Consider the following 14987-nt stretch of genomic DNA (forward strand, 5'->3'; position numbering starts at 1 on the left):
GACTTCCTGTCGGATAGCGCGGCGCAAGAGACGCTCGATGCGGTGATCAACTGGGGGCGCTATGGCGAGATCTTCTCGTATAACGACCAGTCGGAGATATTCGGTCTCGCGGACGTCGAAGCCTGATCGCGCATCGCGCGCGCGGTCTGAGTCGCGCTGGATGAAGCGCATCGGTCATCTATGGCACCATCGCGTTTCACCCAGCACGACTCGCAGCACACACACCATGCGCCGCGGCCCATCACAAGCATGTCCAGCAAAAGTGCATCGTCCCGTCTGTCCGGTCTTCTATTTCTTCTCATCACCGCGGTGGGCTGGGCGATCAACTGGCCCGCGATGAAAGTACTGCTGCGCGAATGGCCGCCGCTTTTTTCGCGCGGTGTGGCGGGTGTCGCCGCCGCGCTGCTGCTGTTCGTGATCGTCATCGCACGCGGCGAATCGATGCGGGTGCCCGTCCGATGGGTGCCGCGGCTGTTGCTCGCGGCCGGCACCAACGTGCTCGCGTGGATGGGGCTGTCGACGCTCTCGATGGTGTGGCTACCGGTCAACGAGGCGGCGTTGCTCGTGTACACGATGCCGCTCTGGGCGATGCTGTTCGCGTGGCCGATACTATCGCGCCGTCCATCGGCAGGTGGCTTTTGCGCACTCGTGCTGGGTCTCGCGGGCGTCGCCGTGCTGCTCGGCGGCCATGGCATTGCTCTCGATGCGAACCGGCTCGTGGGCGTGGTCTGTGCGCTGCTGGCCGCGATCCTGTTCGCATTCGGTACCGTCGCGAATCGCGAGCCGATGCCGATCGCGCCGCTCGCGCTGGTTGCGTGGCAAGTGATCATCGCGTGCGTGCCGATGGTGCTGTTCGGGCTGGCGGTGGAACGCCCACGGGTTGGCGCGCTGCACGCGGACGGCTGGGCGGTGCTGATCTATATGGCGCTGGTGCCGATGTGCGTGTGCTATCTCGCGTGGTTTGAAACGCTGCGCAGGCTGCCTGCGGAGATTGCATCGATCGGCATGCTGCTGGTGCCGGTGCTCGGCATCGTCGCCGCGGCGCTGTCGATCGGCGAACCGCTGGGCGCGCGCACCGTGCTCGCGATGGTGCTGACGTTGAGCGGCGTCGCGCTCGCGCTGCGACAGAAGCGCTGACATTTGCCGGATCGGCCGGCCGTTGTGCGAGCGGCCGGCCCCTATGCCTGGCGCTGGGTGCTCAGCGCATCGTCGTCAGATAGCCCTGGCCGTCGACACCGCGCTCTCGCACGGGCGGGCAGGCGTGCCGCTGTGGCGTGCAAACGCGGGGTCAGCCGCCGTCAAGTAGCGCCCGCTTCAGCGACCGGTCATTGCCCAAGCGGACGCGCAGTGCCTGCCGCCGATAGCAGCGACACGGCGGCCGGATCGGGCATGCCATTCGCGTCGATCACGCCGGCTGTCGTCAGCGCATCGAGGTCGCTGTCGATACCCGCTTGTCCGGCGATAAACGGTGTCGTCAAAAACGCGGGTACCGATAGCGTGACCGAGTAGTGCTGCTGCAGATTCGCGACCACCGCCGTTTGCGCGGCCAGTACATTCGTCGCGTTCGCAAGCGCCTGCTGGAACGTCGCGTTGGTCGGAAAGCCGGTAAGCAGCGCGTTTTCGGTCGTACCGAGTTGCGCGGCCAGATAGACCAGCATCAGTTCGGTTTCCGGCGTCGTATTGAATGTCCCGCCGGAAAACGCGACCGTATGCAGCGTGGTGGCGCCGGAGGTCACGGTAAGCACACACGGAAGCGCCGCGCTCAGCGTGATGCTGTAGTTGCCGCCGCCGTCCGATAGCGCGGTGCCCGTGCCCTGCGTGCAACTGACGCTGACCGCGGCGCTGGCGAGCGCACGGCCGGTTGCCGCCGTGCCGGTCAACGTGACGTTGGGTAGTGGATTGGTGCCGCCGCAACCATCGACGCCGACGCAGAAGCTGCCGCCGCACGAGGTGAGCGCGGCAGCGGATGCCGCACAGAGAGCGGTGCGAACCGGGCGAGTGGCGCAGCGTGCCCAGCTGTTCATGGCGGCGACTCAGCGACCGGTAGCCCGCCGCCGCCGGTGCTGCCGGCGCTTTTCACGCTCATGCAGCAGTTGCGGCATCAATTCCTCGATGTATTGCCTCGCGTGAGCGCGGGTAACAATCTGGCGAAACCGCTGCTGTGCATTCACGTGTCCGACCAGCGCGCCGTGCGCTTTCTTCAGCACATGCAGATATGCCATCAGGCTCGTGCCATCGGGCACGGGCTCGGCGTCGCGTGGGTCGACGGTACCGGTCTGGCTCATGTTCCGATCCTTTGCGGACAGTCGGTCCGGCAAGTGGAGGTGAAAAGCGGCAACAGGTCGTTCGCGTAGCGGTCGCGGTCCGTGAGCGGCGCAAGGTCGAACAGCCGCTCGAGGGTCGCGAGTACCGAACTATGATCGTACACCGTGTGATCGACGAAGCCCTTCGCGACCCACGGGGACACGACTATCGCGGGCACACGAACCCCATAGACGTTGAAGCCGAAGCCGGACGCGTTCAGTTTCGCCGAAGCGCCGTCATTCGGTGGCGGCGCACTGCCCGGTTTCACGGAGTCGTACAGGCCGCCATGTTCGTCATGCAGAATCACGAGCAGACTACTCTCCCAGAGTGGCGACTGGCGGATCGCGTTGTACACGCGTGCGGCGAGCTGATCGCCGCGCGCGAGACCGTCTCTCGGGTGCTGCGAGCTACCGTCTTCGTAACTCTGGTTCACGATATCGCCGTAGTTCGGCTCGATAAACGTATAGCGTGCGGTGTAGCCTTGCGCAAGATCGGCTTCAAAATGCGACAGGTCGTCGACGTCGAAGAAATCGATGTTCCGGATCGATGAGACTTGCGGTATGCGGCCGGACAGCGCGCCGGACTCATCCTGATACAAGCGATAGTTGCCGTCGCCGAGTGCGTCGTAGATTGAACCTTTCGGGTAGGTGAAGCCGTCGACCGACTCCCATTCGACCATTTCGGTGTCGGTCGGTGTGTGATCGAGGCCCGCGGATGACGCGCCATGCACGAAAAAACGGTTCGGCCACGTCGGCCCGGGCATCGATGAATGCCAGCCGTCGCACAGCACGAATTCGGTCGCGAGCGTGTAAAGCATCGGCGCCTGGGTGCGAGTGTCGGCGCCGCGCATCACGTCGCCGATGTCCTGCGGCGGCGGCAGCGGCCCCTCGGTTCGCGTAGTCGCATAGTTCGCGACGAAACCGGAATTGTCGATGGGAGGAAAGGGCTGCTCTTTGCGGAACTGCACGCCTGCACCGCAAAGCTGCTCGACGGTGTCGGGAAACTCGTGGCCGGGATCGGTGGGCAGACGCTCTGGTGCGTTGCCGCCGAACGGATAAACCGTACCGCCGTAGGTGTTCGACTTCGCGGATGTGGCGGCGACGATGCCGGGGATGCCGGATAGCGCGAACAGGTGATCGAACGACCGGTTCTCGAGCATCAGCACGAATACATGCTGAATCCGAGCCGGTGCGGATGTTGCCGTTGCATTAGCACTCATCGAGCATTCTCCCAAGGTTGGAGCGCGTGCTAGTGTACTGTCCCGAAGATATTCGCGCAAAGCCGTGATAGCCGGCTTTCAGCGCGTCGCGCGCAACCCGGAGACGGAGATGAAAAAGCTGCTGATTATCGGCATCGGCGCAGGTGACCCTGAATACGTGACCATGCAGGCCGTCAATGCGCTCAATCAGGTCGATGTGTTCTTCGTGATGGACAAAGGCCCGGCGAAGGGAAAACTGGTTGCGTTGCGAAAGGAAATTATCGAACGCTACGTCAAGGACCGTGACTATCGCGTCGTCGACGTGCCGAGCCCTGAGCGTAAAGCCGGCGAAGCGGATTACGTCGGCACGGTCGAAGATCTGAATCGCGACAAACAGCAGGTTTTTGAGCGGCTCATTGCGCACGAGCTTCACGACGGCGAATGCGGCGCGTTTCTCGTATGGGGCGACCCGTCGCTTTACGACAGCACGATGCGCATCGTCGACGCGATTGCGCGAAGCGGCCAGCATGCGTTCGACTATCAGGTCATTCCTGGCATCAGCAGCGTACAGGCGCTTGCGGCAAAGCATCGGGTCGCACTCAACGCGATCGGCCGACCGCTTGTGATCACGAACGGACGAACTCTCTGCGAAGCCTTTCCGGACGGCATCGATAGCGCCGTCGTGATGCTCGATGCGCAGAACGCGTACCGGCAGGTATCGAACGAAGCGCTCGATATCTACTGGGGTGCATATGTCGGCACGGCGGACGAAATCCTGGTAGCCGGAAAACTTGGCGACGTGATCGACGAAATCGAGCGCGTGCGTGCCGATGCGCGGCAGCGGCACGGATGGATCATGGACACGTATCTACTGAAACGGCGACGCGGCGGCGCGCACGAGTGAGCGCCGGGGTTTGCTATGCGAGCGGCAAAGTCATCAGGTGGCCCCATTGCGGCCGCGGCTCGTGATCCCCGCATAGACGCAGACACATCCACGCGGTCGCAAGATTGCTGTCACCACCGGTTTGCCGATTGCCGCTTCGATGCGTGCGGCGACGCTCGCGGCGCGCAGTGTAGTGCATGAGTAAATAGCGCGTCGGACTGGGCGGATTCGCGTAAGGAATCCGGTTCACGTAGATGCCGATGCGCGCGGACGCCACCATGCGCGCGAAATCCGGCACGGTCGTATGGTCGGTGCGAGAATCACGAGGCCGACGCGCTTGTCGTGCGTGCGGTCGTCGAGCCGCGGCGTGCGGTCGCGGATGTTGGCGCGATGATGGGCGGAAGACCGGTCGATGTGGTTGCGGACCTGGTGGGCGGCGCATGGTTCGCGAATCTGCTGAACGTGCTCAAGCCGGAAGGCCGCTATACGACGGCCGGTGCGATCGCCGGACCGGTAGTTCAACTCGACCTGCGGACGATGTACCTGAAGCAACTGCAACTCAATGGGTCGTCGCAAGGCACGCGCGCGGCGTTCGCGCGCGTGCTCGACTATATCCGGCGCGGCGCGATCAAACCGGTGCTCGCGGCGACCTATCCGCTGTCGCAGTTTCACGAAGCGCAGCGGCGCTTCATGTCGAAGTCGTTTGTCGGGAACATCGTCGCAATTCCCGATCGCCACTATTCGAACGAATGTGCCGCTTGAGGTTCGCAATCGCATGTGTCCGCTTGTAGACGGATTGACTTATACCAGTCACCGTTATGGGAATTCCGGTAGCAATATTTACGGATTGAATGGCGCTGCTTTAGCAGGGCTTTTTTATTGCCGCAGTCATTTCACATCAGCAACATCCGGCGCGCATAGGCGCAAAGGCGCGGCTTGACAAAGCCCGCAGCGACCACCTATTTTTCCTTTGCCCTCTTTCATTACCAAATACTTCTCGAACAAATACGCATAAAAACTATTCGATAGCCGGTTATGTGATTGGTATTCCTTATTTATGCAATTCGTTGTCGACGTATTGTCAATGTCAGGCGATAGAAAGACGATTGTTAGATTTACTCCCAGTGCCGTCGGCCGCTTGCAACGCGTTTGAACCGGATGCGGGTTCCTGTCTTGCATTCGCACATGGTGCGAATGCGGCCGTGGTGGAGCGGTAGCTCACTCAACTCAGGGGCAGACATGAAATCAAACCGTAGCTCTTGCAGTGGCCGCTTGCGCGGGTCGACGCGGCTAGCGTTGCCGGGCGTATTGGTTGCAGCCGTGCTGATGTTGGCCGCGTGTGGAGGCGGCGACGGCAATCCCTCGTCGGCAGTCGCGAGCGCGATGCAGCAGGCGAATGCGAACGCAAACCCGCAAACCAACGCGCAGCCACAAGCGGCCAACCAGCCGTATAACGATCCGATCCCCTACTCGACGAGTGCGAATGACGGTCTGCCCGCTGCACAGGTTGCCGAAAAGGCGGCAGTCATGCATTACCAGTGGACATCCGGTAAGACCAGAATCAACTACACGACGACGACCGGACACTTGACCGCCTCAGATGCCCAAGGCAACCCCGAAGCAACGATGTCGTACGTTGCGTACACCGCGCCGTCGACGAACGGCAAGCCGCGGCCTGTCACCTTCGTCTATAACGGTGGCCCCGGTTCTTCGTCGATCTGGCTGCGCCTGGGTTCGTTTGCGCCCACACGTGTCGCGACCCCCGACCCGCTGTTGACCAACTGGCCGAACTACCCGCTGGTCAACAACACCGAGAGTCTGATCGACACCACCGATATGGTGTTTATCGACCCACCGGGAACCGGCCTTTCGGAAGCGATTCTGCCGAACACGAACCGCGTATTCTGGGGCAGCGATCCTGACGTCGACGTGATGCGCGACTTTATCATCCGCTATCTCGCGGCAAACAATCGCGGCACTTCACCGATCTATCTGTACGGCGAATCGTATGGCACGCCGCGCACCGATATGCTTGCACTGGCGCTCGAAACGGCTGGCGTGCATCTGACCGGAATCGTGCTGCAATCGTCGATCCTGAACTACTTCGCCGATGCGATCGAAGCAACCGCGATTACGCTGAACACGCTAGGCCTGCAACTCGACACCGATACGCTCGCAGGTTATTTCCCGGGCTATGCGGCGGTCGCGGCGTACTACAAGCAGGCGTCGCCCGCGCCGCTCGACCCGGGGCTCTACGCGTTGCAAACCGAGTTATTCGCGACGAGCCAGTACAACCTGTTCAGGCGCTACGCGCAGACGTGGGTATTGAGCCAGCTCGGCATTCCCGATGCGCTCGGCACGCCGGTCTTCCCGTCGCCGCTCGTGCTGCAATTGTGGCGCTTTCCTTCGGGTTTGACGCTGCAGGCGCTGAATGGCTATTTCAACGAGAACCCGTTTAACACATCACTGATACCGGGCACGACAATCGGCCGCTACGATGGACGCGTATCGCTGCCCAATTCCGATCCGCGCCTGCAAACCGACTCCGATCCGTCGGATATCCTGATCTCGCAGCCGTTCACGACCGCGCTCGCGACGCAGCTACCCGATTACCTCGGCTACACCGCACCCAACGCGACGTATGTGCCGCTGAACGACAGCATCATCGAGATCTGGGACTTCTCGCACGATGGTCAGCCGTTACCGGACACGCTGCCCGATCTGCTCGGCGCACTAACGTTGAACCCGCAACTGAAGGTGCTCGCCGAGAATGGCTATCACGACCTCGCGACGCCGTTCTTCACCACCGAGAAGGAACTCGCGCGGCTGCAATCGGTACACGGGCTGAATCCGAACCTGCAGGTCAACTTTTTCCCCGGCGGCCACATGATCTATCTGGATGACACCGCGCGGCCAAAGATGAAGGCGGATCTGGTCGACTACTATCAGGGGCAGCCGATTCCCTTTGCGCTGTCGCTCAGGACACTGCCCGCGCCGTGGCACGACGAGAGCCCGGCAGGTACACCGACCGCGACCGCGCAGGCGACGACGACCCAGTAACCTCTAAACAGACGAGCCTCCGGGGGCGAACTTCGGAGGTAGCCTTCCAGCCATCGATGCGAGGGATTCATGTCTACGATCGCTATGCTGCGGCGCGCCGCGTCGCTTACGGTTCCTTTAGTTCTCGGCCTGCTGGGTACAGTCGTGTTCGACTCACAGGCATTCGCGGCGCAGGCCGTTGCGCCGGTCACGCTGCCAAAGGGCGGCCATGGTGTCGACGGGCCATTTTTCCCGAGTAACCGCCCCGCGTCGATCGCGCCATCCAGCGGCACGCAATTGCAGCAACAGGCGCAGCAGCGCATCGAAGCGCGGCTCGGCGCCAATTCGGCTCTGGCCAACGGTGCTTCGATTACGCAGGCGCAAGCGCAAAGCAAAGGCCTGGGTTTTATTGCGAAGCACTTCGATCAGATCGACACAGCGCATACGGGCAGAGTCACGATGAACGATGTCCGGCAGTATCTGCAGCGGCAACAGGGGCAGTGACCAAACAGCTTGCGTTCATTTGACCAACCGACGACTGCCGGCCTTAGGGACCGACGCGTGATTCGGTGCGCGCGCTAACGGCGGCAGTCGTTATCAACCGATGCCAAGCGCTGCTTTTGCTTTGTCCCAATACTCGATGCGCGCCTGCATTCCGATGGTTCCGCCATTAATGCGCTTTGATATTGTCGCGAAGTCTTCAGCCGGATCGTGCCCAGGCTTTGGGTCAGCGAGTTCGTTAAGCTTGTTTTCAAACCAGAACCACCCGGCTGAACGCGCCGCGCCGTCGGGCTCCTGCAGCAGGTCCGGTTGCCTGAGCAGGTCCAGTTGCAGTCCGTGCGCGCAGCGCTGATAGTTGTCGCGACCGGTCAGCTGGATCAGTCCGCGGCCGCGGTAGCTCCAGCCATCGCCGCTCGCTTCGTTACCGTTGCCGAGCCGGTCCGCGTAGATCAGGTTCGCGAGCTTTTGCGGATTGCCCGCATACTGCAGCGCTTTCTCTTCGCCTGGAAAGCGCGCGGGCCAAACCTGGCGCAACCGCTGCGCCGAGTAATACAGGTTCTCCGACAGATAGCGGAACTGCCCTGATTCGTGCAGCGTCTGCGCGAGAAAAGCCGCCTGACGGTAAGGTGTGTCGATCGACCATTCGGCCATTGCATGATTCAGTGGATCGAGCCATTTCTGCGCCTGCGCGCCCGCATCGGGTACGGTCAGCAGACGGGTCAATTGTTCGAGCGTGATTTCGGACATGATAGGCAATCCTGATCACAGTGGCGCCCGATCGAACGCCACTGTGAAGGTTGAGTCGAAGCGTTTGAGCGGCGTCCTGCCGCAGTCGTCCGTCAGCGATGGGCTCGCCGCGGTTAGGGGTTGTCGTTCGGGTTCGGCGGATTAACCGGGGACGGCGGGGTAGGCGGACCAGGCGGATTGTTCGCGTTATTCACCGGTGCGTTCGGCGCCGTGCCAGTCGTCTTGGGCTGTATTGCCGTTTGCAGAATGTCCAGCACGCGTGCCAACCCCTCGGGCATGCCGGAATCTTCGGCTAGCACCTGAACGTGGTATTTCGCCGAGTTGTCGGATGAGCGGGTGTTTTCCTTGTGCGTCGCGACCGAACCCTCGATATGCACGGTCGCCCTAATCGGGCCCCAGCCGATCTTCGCGTCCGCGGACAACTTGGCGGACGCATCGGTGGACTCCTTCGACGCAAACGACGACTTCACTTCCATGTCGAACGTGATGTCCACTTTCGTGATCCCTAGCGCGGGAACTTTGACGATCGCGAGCAGCGGCACATCTAGCGTGACATTTTCGTCGATGGTTTTAGTCGCGTCGCCGGGATCCGCAATCGGGCGCCTGAACGCGAAGTGAGCAATACGCGTATCGCCGACCCCTTTCGGGTCGTTGGTGGGCGGCGGCAGAAACCCGACGTATTTGATGAAATCGGCGGTTGCATTGGCGAGTTTGATCTGCGCGTCGCACGCTGCCGTCAGCGGGCTACCGATCAGGTCGGACATCGGCAATCCCTTGAATTGGGATGCCATTTCAATAAGCTCTGGCATGGAGATTCCTTTAACAGTTCGGTCCAGGAAATCGATGCCTTCGTGTGCTCGACGTCCGGCATCGGCAGCGCGGTGGAGCGCCTGTCACGATATTAGGATCGCTAAGAAAGGCTATTCGTGACAGTTCCTGTTGGTGTCGGCCTGATTTTCAGCGGACGTCGGGAGCGTCGGATGCAGGCTTCCCGCGCAGCCACTGCGCGATGCGGTGATGGAACGCGTGCTTCGTTGTCGCGCGCGGAGCTTCGTCCCGGGTGGCTTTCGTGGCGTCAGTGGATAACGCCAATATCAGCTTCTGGTTTTGCGACAGAAGCAAGGTCCGTTGTTTGCCGCGATGTGGCATCGCTGAGCGCTGAATCGGGGTGAAGCGCAGCGCGGTCGCATCCGGACGCACATCAATATGCAGCTGCCGGTACACCGGTGAGCGTCCGATGCGCTGCCACCACGCGGGAATACGCAGGGCGAGCACGATGTGCTGTGCGTGGTCGATGCGGCGCGTGACTGCACAACAAGGCAAGCTGAATGACAACGCGTTGAGCTGGTAACGATAGGTGTGCTGCAACGAGCAGTTCGTAAGGAGGCTGCACTGATCGAGCGACGCGGTGCCGCCGCAACACGATGACGCAAGCGCTTCGCTCGCAAGCGATGCGTTGACTTCGCGAAGCATATCGGTCAGCGCATCGCACAGCGCGTCGACCGTAAGCACTTTGGTGGTCACGATGGCGAGGTCAGAAAGATCGGCTTGCGGGTAAAGCCGATGTGATAGACCACATACTGAAGCACGACCTGGTGTTCGCCGATGTTGTACAGCCCAAAACTCTTTTCGATGCCGAGAATGATCCCGCGCGGCGTGCCGCTCAAGCAGCGGTTGACCAGATCCATCGCTTCCTGAACTTCGGTCTCGGTACGGATGTTCTGCGGGTTATCGTTGCCGACCACGATCCGTTTGACGAAGCGCATATCGCTTAGATGAAAACGCTCGGTTGTCACGGTCCGGGCTCCTTGGCGGATGGATTGATCAAGCCGGTCATGCCCTGACACTTGATTACGTCGTCGAGCAGCCGCGCGAGGCCCTCCGTCTTTTCCGCCGCCTGCAGCTTGAGCTTGATATGCGCGAGGCTGCGGTTCGCGCTTTTGGCGCCGCTGGCGCTTACCATGAGCATCGCCTTCTTCTGTGCTGGCGCCGCCTTGCCCGTCTGGTTCAGGATTGCGTCGTTGTCGCTATCGCTGTCGCGATCGACCTCCTCGAAGTCACCGAGCTCCAGGTCCAGATCGACTTCCGCTTCCCCAATCACCAGTGAACTGTGCGGCACGAGCGCCAGCAGCGGCAGCCGGTAATGCACCTTGTCGTCCGGCTTTGCGGTGCTGTGCGTCGCGGGCAGGCAGATGTCGATGGTGGTCGGTTCGCGATCGTCGGTAAAGAATGTCGCGAAATTGGATACCTGCTCTTTCTCGACCATATGCTGCGCCTGCATGATCGATTGCGCGATCGCTCGCACGATGTCTTCGAGACTGCTTGAAGTGGCCATAGCCGCTCCTTCGGGCGAAAGCGAGTGTCGGGAATACGGTGGACTGTCTGCTTGAGATCCTCACGGTAACGGGCGCCACATTGCCGATCCTGATCGTTTCTGATCGGTATTCGTCACGCATCGCATTCGATCTGCATCGAATCCGATCTCCCGTTGCCCGCCTCTATTCGTCGCTTATTACCCGGGAAGGCATAACTCCCCGATTATGTCATTCGGCTATCCGATGCCGTTACGTATAGCTGACGAAGTGGTATTTATATCGAAAGGATATCGAACATCAATTTAAGGACACGGACTATTCCCGCGTCTAATTCGCCAATCAGCGGATGTCATAAATGGTCATGTTGCCGATTTTTCCGTCCGCGAACATAAGTGCGTCTGCCAACACAATCGGGGTAAATATGATGGCGTTACTTTTGCTCGATGACGATGTGCGCAAGCGAAGCGAAGTTTTCCATTTGTTTAGTAATGCAGGTTACCAGGTCAATGATGGTCATGCAGCCGATGCGTTACATGTGGACTCTGCGGGCGGCGCACTGTGCAAGACGGTGACGATCTGGCAGGTCGATGACAAACATCCGTTTCCGCTTTATATCGCCAGTCTTGCACGCGGCACCAATCCGCCATGGCGGCTGTCATTGCATCAACATACGCTGGTCGCGCCGAACAGAAGTTGCACCAGGCTGACGAGCCTCGAGTTCGCACTGGTCAAAGTGTTTGCGTTGTCCGAAAAAGGTGAGGTCGTTTCGAGAAAAAGAATAATTGACGAATTCGGCGAGCACTATCTGAGCTACGACCAGAACCGGCTCGATACGACGGTGATGCGCCTGCGCAAGAAAGTGCGCGACAGGCTCGGCACGTCATTGCCGTTAAATACGGTGCGCGTGCGCGGTTTCAGCTTCGACGATTGGCTGATTCTCGACCATTAACAGATCCGCACTGCCAATTCTTTTGTTCAGACGTTAGGGAAGCATCTATTTCGCACTGCGGCGATAGAATGAGACTGATTCGCAGACCGGGATGTGGCGAGCAATGGATCTCAATGACGTCGCGTTGTTTGTGCAAGTGATTCGTGCGGGCAGTCTCGCGGAAGCCGGTCGCCGGCTAGGCATCCCGGCGAGCACGTGCAGCCGTCGCATTCAGCAACTCGAGCGCAATCTCGGCGTGCGGCTGATGCAGCGTTCGACGCGGCGACTCGCACTCACCGGTGCGGGTCAGGACTTTTTCCAGCGGTGCGCGGAACAGGTCGATGCACTGGCGGAATCGGCCAGAAAGATGCTCGATGCCGGCGAGTCGGTTTGCGGGCGAATCCGCGTCGCGGCGCCCGCCGATTTCTTTCATTGGTTTCCGCTTGAACGGATTGCGCAGTTTCTGGCGAAGTATCCGAATGTGTCACTCGAATTCGAGCCGCGAGATGGTTCGACCGATATGCTCAGCGAAAATATCGATGTTGCAATCCGCACGGGGCAGGTCGATGAGCCGACGCTGGTTGCACGGCCGTTCGGTGCAACGCAGAAAAAGCTGGTCGCAAGCTCCTCGTATTTACGCGCGCGCGGGATACCCCTATCGCCGGCCGATCTTGTTTCACACGATTGCATCGTGTCGCCGCGCCCGAATGGCGCGCGAGTCGTCTGGCGGCTCGACGGCCCGTATGGTCTCGAGCAGATTCCGGTCAAGGGCCGTTTCCACGTGAGTACCTCCCATGCGCAACTGGGTGCCGCGGTGGCGGGACTTGGCATCGCGCTGCTGCCGACCTTCATGCTGGAATGCAGCCTGCGGACCGGCAAGTTGTGCGAGGTGCTGCCGGGCTACGCGTACCGCGATGTGCGCGTCTATTTCACCTATCTGACCCGGCGGCACATCCCGCGCGCGGTTAGCGCATTCGCCGAATTCGTGCGAACCGTCATGATCGAAGAGCAGCTGATTGACGCATTGCCGACGGCCGCCCGCGCCGGAGAAATGAAAGCGGCGAGCGACGTGCTTTGATGCGCGTTCCACGATCTTTTTGTCACGAAAGGGCCAGAATTTAATAAATTCGGCGAATTCGGACAATTGCGTAATCCACCACGCATGCGCGATAAAATGTGTAGAATTCCGGCTTGTTTTATTTCGAAGGCCATTTAACCTGGTGTGCTTTCGCAATTAACGAAAATACCAATATATGAGCCGAAATTTACAGAAAACCTGTAATCCGGATATTTAAACGAACTGACCAGTTATAAGGTCGAATTGCGCATCGGTATTGGATAAAAAAAGCACTCCACAAGCCGTGCGCCCAGGAGACGTATATGAATAAAAAAGCGGTAGTAGGCGCTCTCGCATTGCTTTGCGTGTCGGCTGCTCAGGCGCAGTCGTCGGTTACGTTGTACGGCCGGCTCGATGCCGGTATCGAGTATATGAACGGCGTGCCTGCCGGTCCCTCCGCGAATGGAGCGGCGACGCATGAGACATCGCGCTTTCGCGCGGAAAGCGGTGACTGGGGAACCAGCTTGTGGGGCCTGAAGGGCACGGAAGATCTCGGCGGCGGTTATGCGGCGGTATTCCATCTCGAAGGCGCGTTCAACACGATCAACGGCCAGGGCAGCAGCGACGGGCTATTCGATCGCTACGCAACCGTCGGTGTGGCGAGCCAGCGCTTCGGTACGCTGCTGCTCGGGCGCGAACTGTTTATCTCGAACGGGGTGTGGGACTTCGACCCGTTTGGCCAGTCGAACTGGTCGTCGGCATCGCTCGTGCGCGGGCGGAACTGGCTGCATTCGAGCAATACGATTTCGTACCAGACGCCGAATCTGTCCGGCTTCGACGCATTCGGGCAATACGCGTTGTCGAACGCGACCAACTGGAACGGCAACGGCACGACACCGCAAGGGCGTTGGGCGGGTTTGCAACTCACGTACACGACCGCTCACGTGCAGGCGCGCGCGATTTACGACGAGATCCGCGATGCGCAGAACGGCCTGCTGGACGATCCGTTCACGGCCTCGCGCGAGTATACGGCTGCGGTCAACGTGTTTTTCGGCGCGTTCAAGATACAGGCCGCCTATCAGGCGATCCGCACTTCCGGTGCGCCCGCGACGACCGGGGTTTCGCCGACGAGTCTCGATCATGAATGGGGCGGCGTGACGTGGCAGGTGTCGCCGGCCGCGGCGGTGATCGCGGCGGTGTATCACGTGAACGCGAACAAGGGCGCGGGCAACGCGACGCTCTACACGCTGGGCGGCACGTATAACCTGTCGAAGCGCACGTTGCTCGACTTCCAGATCGCGACAGTGCAGAACAGCAGCACCGCGAACTTTGCGCTCAACGCGAACAGCGCGGGTGACACGGTGGCGACGGATAATCCGCTGGCGGGTCACAGCCAGTCCGGTATCTACGCGGGTATTCAGCACTCTTTCTAACACTCGCTCACGCGGCGTCGGCGCATCCATTGCCGCGCATTGCGTGAACTTTTCATAATGTGCGGCCATGTGGTCGTCAGCGATGCTGACGACCGGTAATCTGCATGCGCTTGCGCGTCATCATGCAGAGTGGATCGTGCCGCCGATCCGCATATTGTCCCGCGATCGTCATCGGCGCACGCTTCGTCACCCGTACAACTCACGCGTATCGGGAGCAGCGATGTTGATCGACTGGAAGTCGTTCCTGCCAAAGATCGGGCAGAGCATGAAGGGGCTGAAGGAGCTGACGCCGGACACTATCGCCGGGTATCGTCAGTTGCATGACGCCGGCCCGCACAGTGGGCACCTTGACGCGAAAACGCGCGAACTGATCGCGTTGGCCGTGGCAGTCACAACGCGATGCGATAGCTGCATCGCGAATCATGTCAAAAAGGCGATTGAGCTCGGTGTGACGCAAGCGGAGATTGCGGAGGCGCTGGGCGTCGCGGTCGCGATGAACGCGGGCGCGACGCTCGCGTATTCCGGGCGCGTCATGGACGCATTCGAGCAGCTTTCCGGCGACCGGTAAGCGCGGAATTCCGG

The 14987-nt window shown here is 60.6% G+C and carries 19 protein-coding genes; 10 read left to right on the plus strand and 9 right to left on the minus strand.

Features of this window, described 5'->3' with window-relative positions:
• On the plus strand, positions 1-126 hold a 126-nt coding region (locus tag BX592_RS24695), incomplete at its 5' end, for an AAA-associated domain-containing protein (RefSeq protein ID WP_134195548.1).
• A 123-nt stretch (positions 127-249) separates the two neighbouring features.
• Positions 250-1137, plus strand: coding sequence for a DMT family transporter (locus BX592_RS24700; RefSeq protein ID WP_134195550.1), 888 nt, complete (start codon positions 250-252; stop codon positions 1135-1137).
• Between the two features lie 188 nt (positions 1138-1325).
• On the opposite strand, the gene BX592_RS24705 is transcribed toward BX592_RS24700, so the two are convergent.
• Genes BX592_RS24705 through BX592_RS24715 form a run of 3 tightly spaced genes read right to left on the minus strand, consistent with a single transcriptional unit; the run spans position 1326 to position 3523 of the window.
• Positions 1326-2024: a hypothetical protein gene (locus BX592_RS24705; RefSeq protein WP_134195552.1), complete on the minus strand. Its 699-nt coding sequence runs from the start codon at positions 2022-2024 to the stop codon at positions 1326-1328.
• Positions 2025-2033: 9 nt separating this feature from the next.
• Entirely contained in the window at positions 2034-2285 is a 252-nt protein-coding gene (locus BX592_RS24710) for a hypothetical protein (RefSeq protein WP_134195554.1), read from the minus strand.
• The gene (locus BX592_RS24715; protein ID WP_134195557.1) at positions 2282-3523 is read right to left on the minus strand and encodes an alkaline phosphatase family protein; all 1242 of its coding nucleotides are present in this window, start codon (positions 3521-3523) and stop codon (positions 2282-2284) included. Before BX592_RS24715 ends, BX592_RS24710 begins: the two co-directional genes overlap by 4 nt.
• Positions 3524-3632: 109 nt before the next feature.
• Between BX592_RS24715 and cobF the strand changes: the two genes are divergently transcribed.
• On the plus strand, positions 3633-4406 hold the full coding sequence (cobF, locus tag BX592_RS24720; RefSeq protein ID WP_134195559.1) for a precorrin-6A synthase (deacetylating): 774 nt from the start codon (positions 3633-3635) through the stop codon (positions 4404-4406).
• Positions 4407-4419: 13 nt separating this feature from the next.
• Here cobF and BX592_RS34005 read toward each other — a convergent pair whose 3' ends face one another.
• Complete coding sequence (locus tag BX592_RS34005; protein WP_243849715.1) at positions 4420-4665, minus strand: hypothetical protein; 246 nt, start codon at positions 4663-4665, stop codon at positions 4420-4422.
• Positions 4666-4727: 62 nt separating this feature from the next.
• Here BX592_RS34005 and BX592_RS24730 point away from each other — a divergent pair, with 62 nt between their 5' ends.
• The 3 genes from BX592_RS24730 to BX592_RS24740 all read left to right on the plus strand — a co-directional run bounded on the left by BX592_RS24730 (position 4728) and on the right by BX592_RS24740 (position 7928).
• Entirely contained in the window at positions 4728-5147 is a 420-nt protein-coding gene (locus tag BX592_RS24730) for a zinc-binding dehydrogenase (RefSeq protein WP_243849716.1), read from the plus strand.
• 477 nt (positions 5148-5624) lie between these two features.
• Complete coding sequence (locus BX592_RS24735) at positions 5625-7445, plus strand: S10 family serine carboxypeptidase-like protein (protein WP_134195562.1); 1821 nt, start codon at positions 5625-5627, stop codon at positions 7443-7445.
• Between the two features lie 69 nt (positions 7446-7514).
• Positions 7515-7928 carry a 2-oxoglutarate dehydrogenase gene (locus BX592_RS24740; protein WP_134195564.1) on the plus strand — a complete coding sequence of 138 codons (414 nt, stop codon included), beginning with the start codon at positions 7515-7517 and terminating at the stop codon, positions 7926-7928.
• A 93-nt stretch (positions 7929-8021) separates the two neighbouring features.
• Here the strand turns inward: BX592_RS24740 and BX592_RS24745 are convergent, their stop codons facing one another.
• The 5 genes from BX592_RS24745 to BX592_RS24765 form a co-directional block, all read right to left on the minus strand.
• On the minus strand, positions 8022-8672 hold the full coding sequence (locus tag BX592_RS24745) for a glycoside hydrolase family 19 protein (RefSeq protein WP_134195566.1): 651 nt from the start codon (positions 8670-8672) through the stop codon (positions 8022-8024).
• A 113-nt stretch (positions 8673-8785) separates the two neighbouring features.
• Entirely contained in the window at positions 8786-9481 is a 696-nt protein-coding gene (locus BX592_RS24750; protein ID WP_134195568.1) for a DUF2589 domain-containing protein, read from the minus strand.
• A gap of 148 nt (positions 9482-9629) precedes the next feature.
• Positions 9630-10196, minus strand: coding sequence for a hypothetical protein (locus BX592_RS24755; protein WP_134195570.1), 567 nt, complete (start codon positions 10194-10196; stop codon positions 9630-9632).
• A complete protein-coding gene (locus BX592_RS24760; protein WP_208327970.1) occupies positions 10193-10468 on the minus strand; it encodes a hypothetical protein in 276 nt (91 codons plus the stop codon). Before BX592_RS24760 ends, BX592_RS24755 begins: the two co-directional genes overlap by 4 nt.
• Positions 10465-11007, minus strand: a complete 543-nt coding sequence (locus BX592_RS24765) for a DUF2589 domain-containing protein (RefSeq protein ID WP_134195572.1) — start codon at positions 11005-11007, stop codon at positions 10465-10467. Before BX592_RS24765 ends, BX592_RS24760 begins: the two co-directional genes overlap by 4 nt.
• A 401-nt stretch (positions 11008-11408) precedes the next feature.
• Here BX592_RS24765 and BX592_RS24770 point away from each other — a divergent pair, with 401 nt between their 5' ends.
• The 4 genes from BX592_RS24770 (at position 11409) to BX592_RS24785 (ending at position 14973) form a co-directional block, all read left to right on the plus strand.
• Positions 11409-11936: a winged helix-turn-helix domain-containing protein gene (locus tag BX592_RS24770; protein WP_166676453.1), complete on the plus strand. Its 528-nt coding sequence runs from the start codon at positions 11409-11411 to the stop codon at positions 11934-11936.
• A 103-nt stretch (positions 11937-12039) separates the two neighbouring features.
• On the plus strand, positions 12040-12993 hold the full coding sequence (locus BX592_RS24775) for a LysR family transcriptional regulator (RefSeq protein WP_243849717.1): 954 nt from the start codon (positions 12040-12042) through the stop codon (positions 12991-12993).
• Between the two features lie 302 nt (positions 12994-13295).
• A complete protein-coding gene (locus tag BX592_RS24780; RefSeq protein WP_134195578.1) occupies positions 13296-14405 on the plus strand; it encodes a porin in 1110 nt (369 codons plus the stop codon).
• A 265-nt stretch (positions 14406-14670) separates the two neighbouring features.
• A complete protein-coding gene (locus BX592_RS24785; protein ID WP_377681597.1) occupies positions 14671-14973 on the plus strand; it encodes a carboxymuconolactone decarboxylase family protein in 303 nt (100 codons plus the stop codon).
• The last annotated feature ends 14 nt before the right edge of the window (positions 14974-14987 follow it).

The sequence above is a fragment of the Paraburkholderia rhizosphaerae genome (assembly GCF_004366595.1).
Taxonomy (GTDB): Bacteria; Pseudomonadota; Gammaproteobacteria; order Burkholderiales; family Burkholderiaceae; genus Paraburkholderia; species Paraburkholderia rhizosphaerae.

What these genes read in the sequence shown, in the direction of transcription:
- BX592_RS24735 (WP_134195562.1), top strand. Translation starts at nt 5,625, where the DNA reads ATGAAATCAAACCGTAGCTCTTGCAGTGGCCGCTTGCGCGGGTCGACG.
- BX592_RS24705 (WP_134195552.1), bottom strand. Translation starts at nt 2,024, where the DNA reads ATGAACAGCTGGGCACGCTGCGCCACTCGCCCGGTTCGCACCGCTCTC.
- BX592_RS24750 (WP_134195568.1), bottom strand. Translation starts at nt 9,481, where the DNA reads ATGCCAGAGCTTATTGAAATGGCATCCCAATTCAAGGGATTGCCGATG.
- BX592_RS24700 (WP_134195550.1), top strand. Translation starts at nt 250, where the DNA reads ATGTCCAGCAAAAGTGCATCGTCCCGTCTGTCCGGTCTTCTATTTCTT.
- cobF (WP_134195559.1), top strand. Translation starts at nt 3,633, where the DNA reads ATGAAAAAGCTGCTGATTATCGGCATCGGCGCAGGTGACCCTGAATAC.
- BX592_RS24765 (WP_134195572.1), bottom strand. Translation starts at nt 11,007, where the DNA reads ATGGCCACTTCAAGCAGTCTCGAAGACATCGTGCGAGCGATCGCGCAA.
- BX592_RS24770 (WP_166676453.1), top strand. Translation starts at nt 11,409, where the DNA reads ATGATGGCGTTACTTTTGCTCGATGACGATGTGCGCAAGCGAAGCGAA.
- BX592_RS24745 (WP_134195566.1), bottom strand. Translation starts at nt 8,672, where the DNA reads ATGTCCGAAATCACGCTCGAACAATTGACCCGTCTGCTGACCGTACCC.
- BX592_RS24715 (WP_134195557.1), bottom strand. Translation starts at nt 3,523, where the DNA reads ATGAGTGCTAATGCAACGGCAACATCCGCACCGGCTCGGATTCAGCAT.
- BX592_RS34005 (WP_243849715.1), bottom strand. Translation starts at nt 4,665, where the DNA reads ATGGTGGCGTCCGCGCGCATCGGCATCTACGTGAACCGGATTCCTTAC.
- BX592_RS24740 (WP_134195564.1), top strand. Translation starts at nt 7,515, where the DNA reads ATGTCTACGATCGCTATGCTGCGGCGCGCCGCGTCGCTTACGGTTCCT.
- BX592_RS24785 (WP_377681597.1), top strand. Translation starts at nt 14,671, where the DNA reads ATGAAGGGGCTGAAGGAGCTGACGCCGGACACTATCGCCGGGTATCGT.
- BX592_RS24775 (WP_243849717.1), top strand. Translation starts at nt 12,040, where the DNA reads ATGGATCTCAATGACGTCGCGTTGTTTGTGCAAGTGATTCGTGCGGGC.
- BX592_RS24780 (WP_134195578.1), top strand. Translation starts at nt 13,296, where the DNA reads ATGAATAAAAAAGCGGTAGTAGGCGCTCTCGCATTGCTTTGCGTGTCG.
- BX592_RS24710 (WP_134195554.1), bottom strand. Translation starts at nt 2,285, where the DNA reads ATGAGCCAGACCGGTACCGTCGACCCACGCGACGCCGAGCCCGTGCCC.